We start from the raw sequence: 16,946 nt of genomic DNA, 5'->3' as shown, positions 1-16,946 counted from the left end.
CGCTATGAATTATTATAAATTTCACTACTTGCAACCAATTTCACAACACGCTACTCTTACAAGGTAGTGGTCAGACCTCTAATAAGGAAAATAAACATGACAATTATCTTGGTAGCCTGCTTGCTAACTTGTTTAGCAATCGCCAGTTATCACCGTGCAAACTGGCATACCTGTGTCGGTATAGGTATCGCATTTATGCTCATGGGCAGCATTCTCGGTGCATTTTCAACATTCAGTTGGTTGATATTTTTGGCAATCGTACTGCCACTGTCTGTAACGAGTTTACGTCAGCAGTACATAACTAAACCTATTTTTGCGGCATTTAAAAAAGTGACGCCGACAATGAGCGAAACTGAAAAGTCTGCGATCGATGCTGGTACGACTTGGTGGGAAGCTGATTTATTTTGTGGTGATCCTAATTGGAACAAACTCCACAAGTACCCTGTTCCTCGTTTAAACACTGAAGAACAAGCATTTATGGATGGTCCTGTTGAGACTGTCTGTAGCATGCTTGATGATTGGGAAGCAACCCATGAGCTTACTGACTTACCAGAAGATGTTTGGCAATATTTAAAAGACAATAAGTTTTTTGCCATGATCATTAAAAAAGAATACGGTGGTCTTGAGTTTTCAGCTTTTGCGCAATCGTGTGTACTACAAAAGCTGACCAGTAAATCAACTTTGCTCTCATCAATAGTGGGTGTACCTAACTCTTTAGGTCCTGGTGAATTATTACAACACTATGGAACTCAGGAGCAAAAAGATCATTACTTACCTCGCTTAGCGAGCGGTCATGAAATCCCCTGCTTTGCATTAACCTCTCCAGAAGCCGGATCTGATGCCAGTAGCATTCCAGATTATGGCGTTGTCTGTAAAGGCATGTGGAAAGGAGAAGAAGTATTAGGTTTAAATCTAACATGGAACAAACGTTACATTACCCTTGCCCCTGTTGCGACAGTGCTCGGTTTAGCATTTAAACTCCGTGATCCTGATGGCTTACTTGGTAACAATAAAGAACCTGGGATTACCTGTGCCCTCATTCCTACAGATACACAGGGTGTTGAAATTGGACGTCGCCATTTTCCACTTAACGTACCATTTCAAAATGGTCCGACCAAAGGTGAAAATGTATTTGTGCCAATAGATTACATTATTGGTGGTCCAAAAATGGCTGGCCAAGGCTGGCGTATGCTGGTCGAATGTCTATCTGTTGGCCGTGCTATTACCCTGCCTTCAAATTCTGCCGGTGGCGTAAAGGCCATTGCTCTTGCCAGTGGCTCATATAGCCGCATTCGTCGTCAATTCCGTTTACCTATTGGGCATATGGAAGGTGTTGAAGAGTCATTAGCCAAACTGGCCGGTTATGCATACAGCTCAGATGCAGCTGTCAGCATGTCAACGGGTGCGGTCGATCTCGGCGAGAAACCATCCGTTGTATCTGCGATTATCAAATACCACCTCACCGAGCAAATGCGTGACTCGACTCTACACGCCATGGATATCCACGGTGGCAAAGGCATCATGCTTGGGCCAAACAATTACCTTGGACGTGGTTATCAAGGCGCACCAATTGCGATAACTGTTGAAGGAGCCAATATCCTCACACGCAATATGATCATTTATGGTCAAGGTGCCATTCGCTGCCATCCATTTGTACTTGATGAACTTGCTTCTTGCAGCATCAAAGACAAAGATGAAGCACTACGTGCATTTGATACTGCCTTAATGGGCCATATTGGATATACGATCTCTAGCTTTGTCCGAACCGTCTGGCTAGGCTTAACTGGTGCTAAATTTGCGAAAACACCTTTCAAAGATGAAACGGCAGAGTTTTACCAAACAGCGTCACGCTTTAGTGCTTCATTAGCACTCATGTCAGATATCTGTATGGCCGTATTTGGAGGATCATTAAAACGTAAAGAACGTATTTCTGCTCGTTTAGGCGACTTGTTGAGTTACTTGTATTTAGTGTCTGCCACTTTAAAACGTTATAACGATGAAGGTCGTAAAAAAGAAGACTTCGCATTAGTGCAATGGAGCTGTCAAGAGCACCTGTATCATTGTCAGCGTGCTTTAGCCGACTTAATCAATAACATGCCATTTGCACCTTTGCGAGCAATCTTAAAAGTGGTTCTATTCCCATGGGGCCGTCCGGTTCGTAAGCCGACTGACTCACTTGAGCAAAAAGTTGCGCATTTATTACAAGTGCCTAGCGCTACTCGCGATCGGTTAGCAAACCATATTTATTTAACCAATGAGCCAAACAACTTAATCGGCCGTCAAGAACAAACACTCAAGGACATTTTAGCTGTTGAGCCTATCTTTGATAAAATCTGTCTAGCAAAAGCTGAAAAGCTGCCGTTCTTTGCTTTAGATAAAGTCGCCGCTATGGGGCTTGAACTGAATGTGATCAATGAGCAAGAAGCAGATATGCTTATCAAAGCTGAAGCTGCACGCTTGCAAGTTATCAATGTTGATGACTTCGATCCTGAAGATCTCAAAGCCGGTGCAGCTAGGAGTGGCAAAAAAAGTAAAGCAGCTTAAATAAATAAGCCGCCAACCAGACATATTCCCCAAACCAGAGCGCATAGCTCTGGTTTTTTTTCTGCCAAATATAAACATACGAGACTCATACACCAAAATGATACTGCTAATTTTGCTTGCTCAAAAAGGTTAATTTGAATTAGCGTCATCAGTGTTATTAGTATGAGAGTATTCAAAAGTCTAAATCGAAAAAATGGTGTTGTTTGATCGATAGAACAAAAAAAGAGAGAATATTCATCTGTTATTTTTTTCACTTCAATGTGCAATGTCAGCCAAATTAATAGCGAAAAAAAGCCACTTAAGTAGCTCGCCAAGTAACTCATATCGTCACGCTCAGAAGCCAAAATCCCCATCACTGACATTATCAGCACTGAACAAGCAATTCGCCATACTAAAACTTTATAATGATTGAGATAAAAACTGAGCCAAAATCGCATTTGACCAGTTACAGAAATCGCAACGTTTACAGAATAAGAAGGCATAAGAGCACAAAAAAGCAATAACACTCCCCAAGCCAGCATAATCGACAGCATTGACTGATCTAACCAATAAATGCTTGTCAGCGCGGTCAACAAACAAAAAACAACACTTTGTTGCATACGATAAATCGACAAACCAGCAAGACTGATCTGCAATAAAATAAAAACAATAAACGCACTATTTTGTATAAGCTGGGCCGTATTCATCGTGAACAATAAAAACAATGAACACCACATAAAAACATGCGATAAGAGTAAATTACGTCCGTCGCAGATCCAGATCCACCATGGCTTTTGCGCTAAACTAAATTGAAACATTCTTTGCTGATTATTTAAAATAGCATGGCGAAGCGCATATAGTAACACGGTTTGGCCTGCTAAAAAGCACCAAGCTGCACCCGCTTGAATACTACTTCCCCCTTGGGCAGTGATCACTTTACCTAAGCCCATAAAGATCAATAGAAGTATCCCTGGGACTGCACTGGCAAAAACCAAAAATACCAACCCTAAGATCTGTTTCAATTGCTCTGATAATAGACGAACTTCATATTTAAACGCCTGGTTACGATACCGATAAAAAGACTTAAACATTTTTCAATTCCTTGAGTTCAAATCCTACTTCAATAAATGGCTCAGGTTCATGACTGGTTATAATAATTTGCCCATTTCGCTCAGTAAGGAACTGCAGCAAAAAAGCCAGGCTTTCATGATCAAGTGCCGCACTCGGTTCATCTAACAGAGTTAAAGGCGTCTCGCGTGCCAGTGCAGTGATAAGCTGTAACTTTTTCAAGCTACCAGAAGATAAATTTTTAATCTTAGTGCTCAACTGAATATTAAAGGCCAAACCCACAAGAAGAGATTCAGGCCAAGGGCATCGCCAGCAAGCACAAACTAACTCAATAACTTGCTTTGCTGTCAGAAAATTGGGAAAAGTAATTTTATCAGACGCTAACGATACCTGTTGATTTGCTTTGTCTAAAGGCCGGCCGTTAAGCATCAAGCTGCCAGATTGCACTTTAATAAGCCCAGCAATAATTGCAAAAAGCGTGGTTTTTCCCTGACCATTGGCTGCTACTAAGCAGGTTTTATCCGCCGATAGGTCAAGCGAGTAATCTTTAAAGATAGGTGTACTAACAAATGAATGATTAAGGTTGGTAATTTTGAGCATCTGATTCAATAAAAATGGCTTTTATAAATATTACCAATCAATTATTGAAATGACATTGCTTAAATTAAACAAGATATTATTGAGTGTTTTTTCTTTATAAGGGTGGAAGGGTGAATTGATAAATCAAGTGGCGGAGTGGACGGGACTCGAACCCGCGACCCCCGGCGTGACAGGCCGGTATTCTAACCAACTGAACTACCACTCCGCAGTGGTCTATAACTTGATGCTTAATATCTGTTGGCGGAGTGGACGGGACTCGAACCCGCGACCCCCGGCGTGACAGGCCGGTATTCTAACCAACTGAACTACCACTCCGCAGAGATATTAATGCTATTTACTTGTTGGCGGAGTGGACGGGACTCGAACCCGCGACCCCCGGCGTGACAGGCCGGTATTCTAACCAACTGAACTACCACTCCGCTGTAAGTAAATTTGCTGAATATATTAATTGGCGGAGTGGACGGGACTCGAACCCGCGACCCCCGGCGTGACAGGCCGGTATTCTAACCAACTGAACTACCACTCCGCAGTATTAACGCTATTCAACTTATTATCTATTCGATTGGCGGAGTGGACGGGACTCGAACCCGCGACCCCCGGCGTGACAGGCCGGTATTCTAACCAACTGAACTACCACTCCGCTAAGGAATAAATAATAATCTGCCTTTCGGCAATGTAAGTGTGTGGCGGAGTGGACGGGACTCGAACCCGCGACCCCCGGCGTGACAGGCCGGTATTCTAACCAACTGAACTACCACTCCGCATCAACTTACGGTTTTGGAATTTGGCGGAGTGGACGGGACTCGAACCCGCGACCCCCGGCGTGACAGGCCGGTATTCTAACCAACTGAACTACCACTCCGCTGTTTCCAAATGCTGCTAGGCCATGCCTTGGCAGCGGCGTGAATAATACGAATGAGACCCCTATGAGTCAATAGTTTTTTTCAGTTTTTCATGGTTTTTTAGTCATCCGGCATCGAAAGGTTTAAAATTTCACCACCATCGTTTGGTTTTCGAGCATTTGTTGGATCTTCTGGATTTTTCTCAGAATTTTCTGTTGGTGAAGTTTTATTCTTTTTAAAACTAAACGCGAATTTAGGCAGCCCTTTTTTCTGTACAAAGACTCGGATCACCAGCCAACCAATTAACAGAATCATTAAATTACCTAAAATAACAGCAACTATAAATACGGTTGGATCGGCTGGAGGTTCTTCTATAATCTCAGCAGGATCATTTTCCTTGCTCAGTAACTCACTTTCATCAATAGGAGGGACTATTTCAAGTGGCTCTTCGATTGCAAACTCAAAGTTATCGAGTTTTGCCATAAATTCACGGCCATTTATATTATTACCAAACATCGACAACTCTAGGCGATATCGACCCCAATCATAATTATTGAGTTTTATCTCTCGTTTATTACTCGGATTCGCTTCAATTGAAAAAGCCTGTTCTTCATTATTCGGATAAAAAATACGCCCTTGAATTAACACACTAGCAGGATCAACTTTTGACTCATCCAGTGTTATTTCAACGTTATGTTGATCCAGTTTCTCTTTTGCCAATGTCGTTTCGTAACTAATGGGAGCCCGTACTAAATGAATGAGGTCATGGACGAGTTTACGCTCAACTAAAGGCGTGATCAGGAAAAATTCCGGTTGCCACACCCCTGCAGCAATATCGAGCTTAAATTCTCCCGTAAAAACAGCATCCCCTGGCCGCTCATCAAATCCTTTACCATCATCTCGAAATTCAGCTACTCGTACTGTCGAGGCGCCATAATTATCATAATCACTGTCATTAGTACTTACAAAATCAACATCTAATGTCACCACATCACGAAACTGCCCTGCCGTGATTGGCTCTCCACCATTGGTCAAGCGACCAGTTAACTTAATGGTTTCGCCTTTAAACATTAACGGTGGCAGCGGATCGACCTCAAGTTCAATATCAGTTAAAATAAGAATACGGCTTTCAGGGAGAATATTGCCGACTGCTTGCCAAGGTCCGGGCATAGGGTTCTTGATCTTAACAATGTCGTAAGTTAAATCGTCATACCATTCATACTCCCCCCCTAACTCTTTTGATTGCGTGGCGTACATTTTAGAGCCGTCAGGGCGGATCAGAATTACGGGTGCAGAGCCACGTTTACGAAAAAATAACAGCGTAATTTCATCAACTTCATGATCAATTCGAAACCGATTATTGAATAACTTGATTTCATTCTCACCGGCTTCACGCTGAATTATCGTCAGTGGATCACTGCGCTCATTAGCCCAACACAATTGACACATCATCAAACAGGACAGTACCGCTACTATTTTATTCATGCTCCGCCTCTATTATTCAGCTAACCAAAGACATTGCCCGCCTTTGCTTTGCACTAAGTCTAAACGCTCTTGATGGGCCTGTTGCTCCTCATCGGTCGCCATCACTACTTTTAGTGGCGCTCTATCTGCATTTAGACGTATGATTTCGCCTTGTCTTTGTCCACTATTTTCCCCCTGATGCTGGCTATTAAGGTTTAGACTGACCTGCCCTCCCGTCATGGCAAGGTAGACATCAGATAAAATCTCAGAATCCAGTAATGCTCCATGCATTGTTCGCTTGCCATTATCGATATTATAGCGACGGCATAACGCATCAAGATTATTCTTTTGCCCCGGGTGCAAGTCTCTGGCCATCTTTAATGTATCGAGAATAGTGCAGACTTCCGCAGTCTTTGGAAAACCCGCTCTAAGACGGTGAAACTCCATGTCCATAAAACCCACGTCAAACGCTGCATTATGAATGACTAGCTCAGCACCTTGAATGTAGTCTAAAAACTCTTTAGCAATTTGATGATACTTAGGTTTATTACGTAAAAACTGGTTAGTAATTCCATGGACATCGATCGCTTCATCTTCAATATCGCGCTCGGGATTGATATAAACATGAAAGTTATTCCCGGTAAAACGGCGGTTGATGAGTTCAACACACCCGATTTCAATAATTCGGTGACCTTGTTTAGGATCGATACCGGTTGTCTCTGTATCTAATACTATTTGTCTGCGGTCCATATCACCTTCTGCATGATTCTGATATTTTGTAATGGTTATTTTCATTGTACATAAATTAAAGGTCAACTGTGCGAAAAAGCGTTGCTATTTATACTGATGGTTCTTGTTTAGGTAACCCGGGTCCCGGCGGCTATGGTGTCGTATTAAATTACAATGGCCACTGCAAAGAACTTAGCCAAGGATATTTACTCACAACGAACAATAGAATGGAGCTACTGGCCGCGATTGTAGGCTTAGAGGCCCTGACACAAGTCTGTGAAGTCACCTTGACGACAGACAGCCAATACGTCAAACAAGGCATCGAATCTTGGCTGAGCGGGTGGAAAAATCGGAATTGGCTGACCGCTGCAAAACAAGCTGTTAAAAATAAGGACTTATGGCAACGTCTTGATGCCATTAATCAACGCCACCACGTGCAATGGCGTTGGGTAAAAGGCCATTCTGGGCATGATGAAAATGAGCGCTGTGATCAACTTGCCAAAGCAGCCGCCCAAAGTACGTTACTTATCGAAGATGCTGGCTACCAACCCTAGCGAAGATCTGCTTGAATTGGTTTTTAATTACTTTATGATATAAGTTATAACGAAAATCAGAGTTTACAAATGACTGTTCAAATCCATCATTTTTTTCATCAGCCATCATCAACATTTACCTATGTGGTTTACGACAGCGCCTCTCTAAAAGCCATGATTATCGATCCTGTTCTCGATTTTGATTTAGCTTCAGGCACTGTTTCAACGACCTCAGCTGAAACTATTTTGGCTTTTATTGATTCCCATCACCTCGATGTAGAATGGATTTTAGAAACCCATGCCCATGCTGATCATTTAACGGCTGCCCAATATTTTAAACGACAATTTGGGGCAAAATTAGCGATGGGTCAGCACATTATCCAAGTCCAACAGCATTTTGCTAAAACTTTAGAGCTCGAGATTCAGACCGATGGTTCTCAATATGACCATTTATTTCATGATGGAGAAACATTTAACCTCGGTCAATTACAGGTTCAGGTGATGTCGACACCAGGCCATACAAGTGACAGTGTGTGTTATATAGTGCAAGGAAACGCTTTTATTGGCGATACGCTTTTTATGCCCGACAGCGGCACCGCACGTTGTGATTTCCCTGGCGGAGACGCGAATCAGTTATACCATTCTATTTGCCAAATTTTTGAATTAGGTGACGAGATGAACCTATTCATGTGCCATGATTACCAACCCAATGGCCGAGAGTTATATTGGAAAACCACTGTCGCAGAACAAAAAAAATATAATATCCATTTAAAAAATCACATCTCTGCACATGACTTTGTGCAAATCAGACGCACTCGGGATGCAGGATTAGCCGTACCAAAACTGCTCTACCCTTCAATACAAGTCAATATCAATGCTGGTCTCATTCCACTTAAAGACTCGCAAAATTGTTATCTAAAGATCCCTTTGATCCATGATGCTATTTTTTCGCCTCCACAGAGGAATGTTTAATTGAACTACGCAACCCTGCTTTGACGGCAGGGTTAAACTGAGGTCGAGCGTGCCATTTTGGTTTTATTGGGGTCAAAGGTGTAACACGTTTTCTGGCAACAATTAAATATACACTCCCTGTTGGTTTTAAATATTGCTTACAAAAACGCTGCCATGCTTCAAAGCGAGATAAGCGTTTTCCCCTCGCTAAAGATGAGAAGATAAATCGCTCGTCTTCAAGAACTTCAAACCCTAACAAATGAAGCCAATCTTTAACGCGTGCGGGTGTAAAAAAACGACCACTCCAAGGCAGTTTTTGACGGCTAAATGGCAATAAACGCGCTAAACCACAGGCACTAAGCGGATTAAATCCACTGATGATGATATAACCTCCAGGAATTAAAGTCCGGTGCGCTTCGCGCAGGATATGATGTGGGTCGCTGTAATACTCTAAGCAATGACTTAATAAGCAAGCATCGACAGAATGCTCAGAAAAAGGAAGCTCATCGATATCAGCAATGACCCCTGCATAATCACTGTAAGGCGCCACACAGACTTGATGTTTAATACAACAGGCAGAGGTATCCGTTAAACCGCTTAGATTCCCGAGCTTTAACAAATGATAACCAAAAATGCGGCTCAACCAAGGGGTTAACTTACGTTCAATTTCACTTTGAATGTAATCACCATGCGGAAATTGCTGCCAATTTTCGGGTTTTGGCGCATATCGAAAGCTCAACGCTGGTTTCAATTTTTAGTTCCCTGTTTATAATGCCCATATCTCTAACATACAAAGCTAATGACTATGCTGCAAGTGAAACCTATTCCCGCGTTCGATGATAATTACATCTGGGCGATAATTAATGCAGAGCAAAAAATGTGTGTCGTGGTCGACCCGGGACAAGCAGAGCCCGTCCAACAATTTTTAGCTGCCGAGCAATTGCAGCTCAGTGCAGTCATTCTCACTCATCATCATTGGGACCATACCAATGGCGTCGCATCGCTGGTCAATGAGAATCCGAATTTAGCCGTTTATGGCCCATCTGAAAGCCCTTTTAAAGGCATTCGGCAACCTTTGATAGATCAGCAAACAATTAGGTTTGAATGCATCGGTTTGAGCTTTCAGGTTATAGCGACCCCTGGCCATACGCTCGATCATATTTGCTACTACACGCCTGAGCTTAATTGGCTTTTCTGTGGAGATACCTTATTTAGTGGCGGTTGTGGGCGATTGTTTGAAGGTACACCCGAACAAATGCACCAGTCATTAACCAAACTTAAGAAATTACCTAGTAATACTCTCGTCTTTTGCACACATGAATACACGCTCAGCAACTTAAAGTTTGCGCAAGCTGCCGAGCCAAATAACCACGCGCTGATTAGCTATAATCAAACAGTTATTGAACAACGAGCAAGTGGCGAGTGTTCACTACCAAGCAACATAGGGTTAGAACGCGCGATTAATCCGTTTTTACGCACTGATCAACCACATTTAAGCCAACATCTACCCGCGGACTACGCGACGAGGTCTCATTCTAGTCTTGATGTTTTTACATCCCTACGCCGCTGGAAGGACCACTTTTAGGTAAAAATGGCTTAATACTTTTGTTTAACAATTTGCAATTGGAATTCCAACGAATTTAACGGTAGTATCATTGGCTGTTTTTGAGCAGTGAATAATTAAAATGATAAAAAGATCGACCGCCTTAGTTGCAGCGCTATTTGTTTCTGGCTGCCAAATGACTGAAGAACCTCACATTGTTGAGGTTAACGAGCAAACTCCTGCAGGTTTTCCTGCAGCGCAGCCCTACGAAGTCGTCAATGCACTTACGCTTGATGCGTTATCAGAGCTGCAAGTTGATCAAGAGGAAGCTCCGGTATTTGATGATGTATGGGAGCGTATTCGCTATCAGCTGAGTATTCCTGTGCCGCAAAATCGTCCTATTGTTTCTGAACGTAATTACTACAATAAACATCAACGCTATTTAGATCGCATTTCAAAACGTGCATCACCCTATTTATATTATATTGTCGAAGAAGTCGAAAAGCGCCAAATGCCTATCGAATTAGCGCTATTGCCGATTGTAGAAAGTGCCTTTGATCCATTTGGTTACTCACATCGTTCAGCATCTGGAATTTGGCAATTTATGCCTGAAACCGGCGAACGATTTAATCTAAAACAAAACTGGTGGTATGACGGGCGACGCGATATCGTTGAATCGACTCGCGCTGCGTTAGATTACTTATCGTACTTACACAAAACCCTTGAAGGTGACTGGCTCAACGCCATTGCCGCCTATAACTCTGGTGAAGGGCGCGTTTCTCGTGCGATCCAAAAAAATCGTAAAAAACATTTACCCACTGACTTCTGGTCTCTTGATTTACCTAAAGAAACAACTGCATATGTGCCTAAATTATTAGCACTTGCTGACTTATTAAAGCGCCAAGATGAATTCAAAGTAAAATGGGATCCAATTGTAAATGCTCAGGTTGTTGATGTCGTCGATGTCGGTTCACAAATTGACTTAGCACTTGCCGCTGAAATGGCTGAGATGAATATCACTGAGCTTTATCGCTTAAACCCAGGTTTTAACCGTTGGGCGACCGATCCTGAAGGCCCGCATACTTTGCTCTTACCACTAGATAGTATTGAGCAATTTAATCAGCGTCTTGCCAACACAGATCACAAACAACGTATTCGCTGGCAACATTACACCGTTCAAAAAGGCGATAGTTTATCAGTGATCGCAAGCCGCTTTGATACCAGCACACAATCTATCCAAACACTCAATGAACTTCACTCTCATATTATTCGTGTCGGTCAAGAGCTGTTAGTGCCTTTAAGTAATGGCAATATCGATAACGAACAACTCACTGCTAAAATGAACAAAGCAACTCTCCCTGCTAAAAAGAAAACAGTGCATTATCGCGTCAAAAAAGGGGATACGCTTTGGGATATTAGTAACGCTCATGACGTGACAATCCAGCAACTCGCAAACTGGAATAAGCTTTCTGCGAATGCCATTTTAAAACTCAACCAAAAATTAGTGATTCATAAAACATTGCAAGATCACCAGCCATCGCGTTTAGCACAATCAGCTCGATCGATTACTTATAAAGTAAGAAAAGGCGATTCGCTTGCAAGAATTGCTTCAAAATTCAAGGTTTCTGTCGAAGATATCGTGAAATGGAACAACATTGATACACAGAAGTATTTACAACCTGGTCAAAAGCTTAAACTTAATATTGACGTAAAGCGTACCTAATCCTGTAATACTCATCACACTAAGCGTTGTAAAAACGTATCGAGCCAGACCAACGCAGGTTTGTCTGGCTCAAAATATTCACAAGCATCAATTTCTAATCGTGGCACAACCCGCCGAGCTGCTAATTGTTCAAATAGCGTATCGACTTGTCGCCCAGCACCACAATAAGTCTCACCATAACTACTATCTCCCATCCCTATCACCGCGAATTGCTGCAATGATAACGACGGGCGTTGCTGCTGAAGCTGTTCAATGAGCGGTGCTAAATCATCTGGGATGTCCCCACAGCCTGTGGTCGACGTGACACATAACAACACACTTGCAGCTTGCACCGTGTCAATAGAGTGAGCCTTTGCAATCTCAGCGACATGACCTCGTGAATTTATCACTTCGATTAACTTTTCACTTAAGCCAAGTGCACCACCATAAACAGTCCCAACCAATACAGTTATTGCCGCCACGTACCTCTCCTATTTATCTATAGGCATGTTCTTCATCAGGCCATCCTAATTGCTTAAATACAGCTAAAGCAGCTTCGCCTATCGGCGCTTCAATGTTTATCTGTTCGCCAGTGTAAGGATGGACGAAACTGAGCTGCTGAGCAAATAACATTAAGCGTTGCAAATTAAAATGCTGCCAAAAAAAATGATTATGCTGATTATCCCCATGGTTAACATCCCCAATGATTGGGTAGGCTAAATAATTTAAATGACGACGAATTTGATGTTTTCGTCCTGTTTTTGGCCAGCATTCAACTAACGAGTAACGAATTGACGGGTATTTACCCAGTGGAATAGGCAACACTGCTTGCTGTAAACAATGAAATTCCGTTTGTGCGGCTTGCGGGGCTTTATTTTGATCGGCAAATTTATCTGCTATTTTGTCGAGCTCCTCCTTAAGAGGCCGATCAACAACTTTATAAGCAGGGGCAAACCCCCGTACTAGAGCCAAGTATCGTTTCGTCATCTGATGATTGGCAAATATCTCATTCATTTTTCGAGCAGATTCTGAGCATAACGCAAACAGTAACACGCCTGAAGTAGGGCGATCGAGACGATGGATAGGAAAGACATGTTGTCCTAATTGGTCTCGAAGCATTTGCATCGCAAATTGCGTTTCATGTTTATCTAAAAAGGATCGATGCACCAATAAACCTGAAGGTTTATCAATTGCAACATAATGTTCATCTTGAAAAAGAATGGTTAACATTAGGGCACATCCCCACAAATTGCGTTATCAAGCTGCGCCACTATTGCCATTAATTGCTGATGGCTTTGCGAAAGAACGGGCCAGCTTTGTTCTGCCATGGGCAGTAATGCCATACTTGTCGGTAATGGCACATTTGCGGCTATCAATAAGCGCATTTTTTCAACAAAAATAAACTGCAACCATTGAGAAAAAGATAAAGTATCACAGCAAAATGGTGCACTTGAGAGTAAAGCCTCTGCCGAAGGTGCCTGAGGCTGCCATAATTTTGCAGCTTTTAAAGCTGACTCTAAGTCATTTAATAACAATGCGACTTGCTTTTCTTTCAAACTGTAAACTCGTTGCTGGAATGCGATAACATTATTATACCTTTATTCTGATCCGCTCAATAGCCTACTGATATTAAAGAGCCTTGGTTATCAAGCGTAAACTCTTTATAATTCGCTCATAATTGCTTACATAGAGTGTGAAATGGATAAAAATATCGCCACTTTGGCCCAATTACTTGATGCAGCAGGTACACAATGGCGTGTCTATGATATCGGTCGTCGTATTGCAAAAATTGATAAAGCGACTTTCTCCAAAATAGAAAATGCTGAAATCGCATATCCATACCCACTGCAACAACATGCTTTTTTAGCCTTTCAATTTTGGGATCCAAAAGCATCGAAAGAACCTTATATCTGGTTTTTAAAATTGCCTTTAGATGAACAAAGTAAATTAATACAAGCGAGTAGGAACCATTTTGCGTCCATGGTGATTGAAGCTTTAGGGACTCAATTGACAGGTGATGATCAACAAGCAGGTCAACTCGATAACAACCCTTACGTTTTTACACCAAATGCCAATAAGCGTGCTGCCTTTAATGCATTGATGAAAGTTGAATTAAACCAAGCTGCATCCATATATTATGAACACGCCCAACTGTATTTCACTGGGAAACTTGGTTTTAATGATTGGCAAAGCTTAGCTGTTCAAGGCCTTGCTGACTTTGTAATGCGGCTGGATAAAGACAACAACGAAGCCAATTTGATTGCCGCTCTTAAATATATTCCTGGAGAAGTCTTGGCCCCTCTTTCAGCGTTACTTGAACATGTCGCTATTTCAACTCCCTTAGCAGAAACATTGCTTGAATTAGGCAAAGAAGCAGTAAACAATGAAAATGCATCATTTGCTATTCATTATTTAAGGGCAATTTCAAATGCACCTGCTTCTGGTTTAAGTGCACAATTAGTCGACTGTATTTTAGCGAGCCCACTTGGCCAGTTAACTGACCTACAATTAACCATTGCGGGACGATGTTGGCTGCATTTACAAAAACCAGAACGCCTTCATTTGTATATGGATCTCGTCGCCAAAAACAAAACTGAATCTATGCTATTCGCCGGTATTTTTGCCGATTTAGTTGCGATTAGTACACTTAGACCCCATGTATTAGCTTTATTAAGGATAGAAAATCGCAGTGAACAGTTAGCACGTGCGATTGGGAGTTTATTTAAATAAATGTTTACTTTATGGATGTTAATGCTCAGTGCCGCTGTCATATATTTTTTTTGGCAAAATAGAAAAATAGCTGAAGCCGCTTGGCACCATGCTGAGCTACAAGCAAAGCAATTGAATGTTCAGCTACTCAGCATTGCCTGCACACAGCGTCGCATTGGTATCCTCAAAAGTGGCAAGCCAGGCATAAAGAGCCTGTTTCTATTTGAATTTTCAAGTGATGGAGAAACAAAATACCAAGGGGAGCTTGAATTTGAAGACATTAAATTAGTGAAAAGCACCATTCCCCCCTACCGAATGTAGAAGCAGTCGCTACTCAGACTGTCTGAGTTTTAAAAAATGCGGGGGTATCTAACTTATATTGCTGTTATTTATTGTGTGAATGGTGATGAATATGACCATGCTATGACATTTCTTCATGGCACAAAAAACTAAGGCGTAACCTCAGTTACGCCCCAATCTTAGACATCATTCCATGATTCAAAGATACATCCTGTATCTGTGGCAAAGCCTTCCTATTTATCGCCCTGATTGGAGCCGTTCTTGGTCCCCATCGGTATCATCCTGATACGGTCCCTGCTTCTATCCTGAAGTGTTCCAAACCATCCTTGCCTGTCCATGCTCATTGAGTCAACCTTAACTCATCCAATCACATCATGTGATCCTTCCTTAGCATCCTGCTATATACTGAATCATTCAGTATGCACTCATCCATGCATCCTTGTCCCTGTATCCTAGACACTCCTGCGTCATGCCATCATCCTTTTTATCCTTGGCTTTCGGTCATTTCCTATGACCTTCGTTTTCCTTACATGACTAAGTTTAGAGAATTCAGCGAATAAGAAAATGACCTTTTTTTAATTAAAGAGGGAGTCATACAATTGAAACAACCAATAAAATAAGCAATAACATGAGCTTATATATTTTTATGGGTGATAAATAGTTAGTTTTGCCTCAAATGCGCACATTCATGTAGGATATTTCGCACAGAGTGAATTCCATAATGGCGGTAATTACCGATGTTTAAACAACAGCTGACCACTGATCCGGTTAAATTCCAAACGCTTGAGGTTTACAAAACCCTCAGAAGTAAATAAACCAGCTAACTCGTCGCGTGTTACATAGACTGCTACACCACTCGAATTTGCCGTGCTTGCAACTAAGTCATCGAGCGCTCTTAACAAATAACGTCCATAACCTTGTTTTTGAATGCCAGGTGCTACGGCTATAAATGCTAAATAAAAATAATGATCATACTGGGCCAATTCATTGCGAATAGTTTTTTCTTTTTCGATCAATTGTTGAGTAGTGAGATAGCCGGCGCTTAACATTAACTTCAATCGCCAATGCCAGTAGCGTTTAGCTTGCAGATCTGTATCTGATTTAATCATACACGCGACAGCTTTGAGAGTGTCGCCCTTCATGATGCCAATCAATGGTTGATGGCCTTGCCAAAAACTATTGAGCTCTTCGCGGATCAGTGCCCTCAGCTTTTTTTCATAACTTTGCGGATCGCTTGATTTTGCGTGGAGGATATCTTGCAGCAGAGGATCATCATGGTAAGCCTGGTAGAGCAAGCTAGCTGCAATATTAATGTCTTCTGCAGTTAAATAAACGGCTTTAACCACCTCTTCGAGTGCAATTTCGGGCATTTTGCTTTCCTTCTTATTATTATAGTCGATGTAAAGATGCGTATTTCAATGCAAACGCTGTATAACTTATAGGATGTAAATGGCGTTTTAGGCAACTAAACACCCCAAAGCCGAGCAATAATTAAGTTATCTTTAAATCCACGCAGCCAATTTGCAGAACGATGAAATACTTTTAGAGTGTTTTGATGTAATCAAATCAGGATAAACGTACGTTAGTTACACTTGTGAATAAATAATTAATAAAATCTAGGACACTCAAAGACAACTAAAACTGTGTAGCTAGTCTCTTGCTGATAATTACGTTAAAATTTAACAAATTTCTTCTATTGATATGATTTATGCAAGACGCTGTCATCAAGGCCATTAAACAACTGGTTGCTCACAATAAAACGCCAACTGTCGCCCTCATCAAAGGCAAACTCATCGAATCGGTACCGATGCCCATCATTATCAGTGTATTAAACCAGTACAAAAAAGATCCACACAGTATTATCGCAACAACCTGTGAGCCAGAGGCACACCCTGACGTGCCAAATTTAGACTCAAGCACACAGCTTGATCGTATCGAAGCGAAGCTCGACCGTCTGATACAATTACTCGAGAAGAATTAAT

17 protein-coding genes and 7 tRNA genes are annotated in these 16,946 nt (G+C 41.8%); 8 read left to right on the top strand and 16 right to left on the bottom strand.

What is annotated here, in order from left to right; translation table 11 throughout:
• The first annotated feature begins 96 nt into the window (after nucleotides 1-96).
• The gene (gene fadE / locus AC3KVK_RS06395) at nucleotides 97-2,544 is read left to right on the top strand and encodes an acyl-CoA dehydrogenase FadE (protein ID WP_490313607.1); all 2,448 of its coding nucleotides are present in this window, start codon (nucleotides 97-99) and stop codon (nucleotides 2,542-2,544) included.
• Here the strand turns inward: fadE and AC3KVK_RS06390 are convergent.
• The 11 genes from AC3KVK_RS06390 to dnaQ all read right to left on the bottom strand — a co-directional run bounded on the left by AC3KVK_RS06390 (nucleotide 2,541) and on the right by dnaQ (nucleotide 7,247).
• Nucleotides 2,541-3,614 (bottom strand): DUF6136 family protein, encoded by a 1,074-nt coding sequence (locus AC3KVK_RS06390; protein ID WP_490313608.1) that lies wholly within the window; start codon nucleotides 3,612-3,614, stop codon nucleotides 2,541-2,543. The genes fadE and AC3KVK_RS06390 overlap by 4 nt on opposite strands.
• Complete coding sequence (locus AC3KVK_RS06385; protein WP_490313609.1) at nucleotides 3,607-4,191, bottom strand: ABC transporter ATP-binding protein; 585 nt, start codon at nucleotides 4,189-4,191, stop codon at nucleotides 3,607-3,609. The genes AC3KVK_RS06390 and AC3KVK_RS06385 overlap by 8 nt, the downstream gene beginning before the upstream one ends.
• 128 nt (nucleotides 4,192-4,319) lie before the next feature.
• Nucleotides 4,320-4,396, bottom strand: a tRNA-Asp gene (locus AC3KVK_RS06380).
• 33 nt (nucleotides 4,397-4,429) lie between these two features.
• Nucleotides 4,430-4,506, bottom strand: a tRNA-Asp gene (locus tag AC3KVK_RS06375).
• A gap of 27 nt (nucleotides 4,507-4,533) precedes the next feature.
• A tRNA-Asp gene (locus tag AC3KVK_RS06370) sits at nucleotides 4,534-4,610 on the bottom strand.
• Between the two features lie 30 nt (nucleotides 4,611-4,640).
• Nucleotides 4,641-4,717 (bottom strand) — tRNA-Asp (locus AC3KVK_RS06365).
• 37 nt (nucleotides 4,718-4,754) lie between these two features.
• Nucleotides 4,755-4,831, bottom strand: a tRNA-Asp gene (locus AC3KVK_RS06360).
• 44 nt (nucleotides 4,832-4,875) lie between these two features.
• Nucleotides 4,876-4,952 (bottom strand) — tRNA-Asp (locus AC3KVK_RS06355).
• A gap of 24 nt (nucleotides 4,953-4,976) precedes the next feature.
• Nucleotides 4,977-5,053 (bottom strand) — tRNA-Asp (locus tag AC3KVK_RS06350).
• 100 nt (nucleotides 5,054-5,153) lie between these two features.
• Nucleotides 5,154-6,518: a TIGR03503 family protein gene (locus tag AC3KVK_RS06345; RefSeq protein ID WP_490313568.1), complete on the bottom strand. Its 1,365-nt coding sequence runs from the start codon at nucleotides 6,516-6,518 to the stop codon at nucleotides 5,154-5,156.
• A 12-nt stretch (nucleotides 6,519-6,530) separates the two neighbouring features.
• A complete protein-coding gene (dnaQ, locus tag AC3KVK_RS06340) occupies nucleotides 6,531-7,247 on the bottom strand; it encodes a DNA polymerase III subunit epsilon (RefSeq protein WP_490313569.1) in 717 nt (238 codons plus the stop codon).
• 68 nt (nucleotides 7,248-7,315) lie between these two features.
• Between dnaQ and rnhA the strand changes: the two genes are divergently transcribed.
• A complete protein-coding gene (rnhA, locus tag AC3KVK_RS06335; RefSeq protein WP_490313570.1) occupies nucleotides 7,316-7,780 on the top strand; it encodes a ribonuclease HI in 465 nt (154 codons plus the stop codon).
• A gap of 69 nt (nucleotides 7,781-7,849) precedes the next feature.
• Nucleotides 7,850-8,731, top strand: coding sequence for an MBL fold metallo-hydrolase (locus AC3KVK_RS06330; RefSeq protein WP_490313571.1), 882 nt, complete (start codon nucleotides 7,850-7,852; stop codon nucleotides 8,729-8,731).
• On the opposite strand, the gene AC3KVK_RS06325 is transcribed toward AC3KVK_RS06330, so the two are convergent.
• The gene (locus tag AC3KVK_RS06325) at nucleotides 8,700-9,461 is read right to left on the bottom strand and encodes a class I SAM-dependent methyltransferase (protein WP_490313572.1); all 762 of its coding nucleotides are present in this window, start codon (nucleotides 9,459-9,461) and stop codon (nucleotides 8,700-8,702) included. The two genes, AC3KVK_RS06330 and AC3KVK_RS06325, sit on opposite strands and share 32 nt — an antisense overlap.
• Nucleotides 9,462-9,515: 54 nt before the next feature.
• Here AC3KVK_RS06325 and gloB point away from each other — a divergent pair, with 54 nt between their 5' ends.
• Nucleotides 9,516-10,295: a hydroxyacylglutathione hydrolase gene (gene gloB, locus AC3KVK_RS06320; protein ID WP_490313573.1), complete on the top strand. Its 780-nt coding sequence runs from the start codon at nucleotides 9,516-9,518 to the stop codon at nucleotides 10,293-10,295.
• Nucleotides 10,296-10,395: 100 nt separating this feature from the next.
• On the top strand, nucleotides 10,396-11,976 hold the full coding sequence (locus tag AC3KVK_RS06315) for a LysM peptidoglycan-binding domain-containing protein (RefSeq protein ID WP_490313574.1): 1,581 nt from the start codon (nucleotides 10,396-10,398) through the stop codon (nucleotides 11,974-11,976).
• A gap of 14 nt (nucleotides 11,977-11,990) precedes the next feature.
• Here the strand turns inward: AC3KVK_RS06315 and AC3KVK_RS06310 are convergent, their stop codons facing one another.
• The 3 genes from AC3KVK_RS06310 to AC3KVK_RS06300 are packed head-to-tail and all read right to left on the bottom strand — an operon-like array spanning nucleotide 11,991 to nucleotide 13,511.
• Entirely contained in the window at nucleotides 11,991-12,437 is a 447-nt protein-coding gene (locus AC3KVK_RS06310; protein WP_490313575.1) for a flavodoxin domain-containing protein, read from the bottom strand.
• A 13-nt stretch (nucleotides 12,438-12,450) separates the two neighbouring features.
• Nucleotides 12,451-13,185 carry a tRNA pseudouridine(65) synthase TruC gene (truC, locus tag AC3KVK_RS06305; protein WP_490313576.1) on the bottom strand — a complete coding sequence of 245 codons (735 nt, stop codon included), beginning with the start codon at nucleotides 13,183-13,185 and terminating at the stop codon, nucleotides 12,451-12,453.
• Entirely contained in the window at nucleotides 13,185-13,511 is a 327-nt protein-coding gene (locus AC3KVK_RS06300) for a YqcC family protein (RefSeq protein WP_490313578.1), read from the bottom strand. Before AC3KVK_RS06300 ends, truC begins: the two co-directional genes overlap by 1 nt.
• Nucleotides 13,512-13,653: 142 nt before the next feature.
• Between AC3KVK_RS06300 and AC3KVK_RS06295 the strand changes: the two genes are divergently transcribed.
• Both AC3KVK_RS06295 and AC3KVK_RS06290 read left to right on the top strand, forming a co-directional pair.
• Nucleotides 13,654-14,685, top strand: coding sequence for a DUF3549 family protein (locus AC3KVK_RS06295; protein WP_490313579.1), 1,032 nt, complete (start codon nucleotides 13,654-13,656; stop codon nucleotides 14,683-14,685).
• Nucleotides 14,686-14,985: a DUF3301 domain-containing protein gene (locus AC3KVK_RS06290; protein WP_490313580.1), complete on the top strand. Its 300-nt coding sequence runs from the start codon at nucleotides 14,686-14,688 to the stop codon at nucleotides 14,983-14,985.
• A 710-nt stretch (nucleotides 14,986-15,695) separates the two neighbouring features.
• Here the strand turns inward: AC3KVK_RS06290 and AC3KVK_RS06285 are convergent.
• Complete coding sequence (locus tag AC3KVK_RS06285; RefSeq protein WP_490313581.1) at nucleotides 15,696-16,334, bottom strand: GNAT family N-acetyltransferase; 639 nt, start codon at nucleotides 16,332-16,334, stop codon at nucleotides 15,696-15,698.
• Nucleotides 16,335-16,672: 338 nt separating this feature from the next.
• On the opposite strand from AC3KVK_RS06285, the gene AC3KVK_RS06280 reads away from it, so the two are divergent.
• On the top strand, nucleotides 16,673-16,945 hold the full coding sequence (locus AC3KVK_RS06280; protein ID WP_490313582.1) for a hypothetical protein: 273 nt from the start codon (nucleotides 16,673-16,675) through the stop codon (nucleotides 16,943-16,945).
• The last annotated feature ends 1 nt before the right edge of the window (nucleotide 16,946 follow it).

The organism is Pseudoalteromonas sp. J2K-J979 (genome assembly GCF_058169715.2).
This window is presented reverse-complemented; position numbering and strand designations above follow the sequence as displayed.

Bases quoted from the DNA above. Each gene is read 5' to 3' on its own strand.
- fadE (WP_490313607.1), top strand. From the start codon at position 97: ATGACAATTATCTTGGTAGCCTGCTTGCTAACTTGTTTAGCAATCGCC.
- AC3KVK_RS06390 (WP_490313608.1), bottom strand. From the start codon at position 3,614: ATGTTTAAGTCTTTTTATCGGTATCGTAACCAGGCGTTTAAATATGAA.
- AC3KVK_RS06385 (WP_490313609.1), bottom strand. From the start codon at position 4,191: ATGCTCAAAATTACCAACCTTAATCATTCATTTGTTAGTACACCTATC.
- AC3KVK_RS06345 (WP_490313568.1), bottom strand. From the start codon at position 6,518: ATGAATAAAATAGTAGCGGTACTGTCCTGTTTGATGATGTGTCAATTG.
- dnaQ (WP_490313569.1), bottom strand. From the start codon at position 7,247: ATGGACCGCAGACAAATAGTATTAGATACAGAGACAACCGGTATCGAT.
- AC3KVK_RS06330 (WP_490313571.1), top strand. From the start codon at position 7,850: ATGACTGTTCAAATCCATCATTTTTTTCATCAGCCATCATCAACATTT.
- gloB (WP_490313573.1), top strand. From the start codon at position 9,516: ATGCTGCAAGTGAAACCTATTCCCGCGTTCGATGATAATTACATCTGG.
- AC3KVK_RS06315 (WP_490313574.1), top strand. From the start codon at position 10,396: ATGATAAAAAGATCGACCGCCTTAGTTGCAGCGCTATTTGTTTCTGGC.
- truC (WP_490313576.1), bottom strand. From the start codon at position 13,185: ATGTTAACCATTCTTTTTCAAGATGAACATTATGTTGCAATTGATAAA.
- AC3KVK_RS06295 (WP_490313579.1), top strand. From the start codon at position 13,654: ATGGATAAAAATATCGCCACTTTGGCCCAATTACTTGATGCAGCAGGT.
- AC3KVK_RS06290 (WP_490313580.1), top strand. From the start codon at position 14,686: ATGTTTACTTTATGGATGTTAATGCTCAGTGCCGCTGTCATATATTTT.
- AC3KVK_RS06285 (WP_490313581.1), bottom strand. From the start codon at position 16,334: ATGCCCGAAATTGCACTCGAAGAGGTGGTTAAAGCCGTTTATTTAACT.
- AC3KVK_RS06280 (WP_490313582.1), top strand. From the start codon at position 16,673: ATGCAAGACGCTGTCATCAAGGCCATTAAACAACTGGTTGCTCACAAT.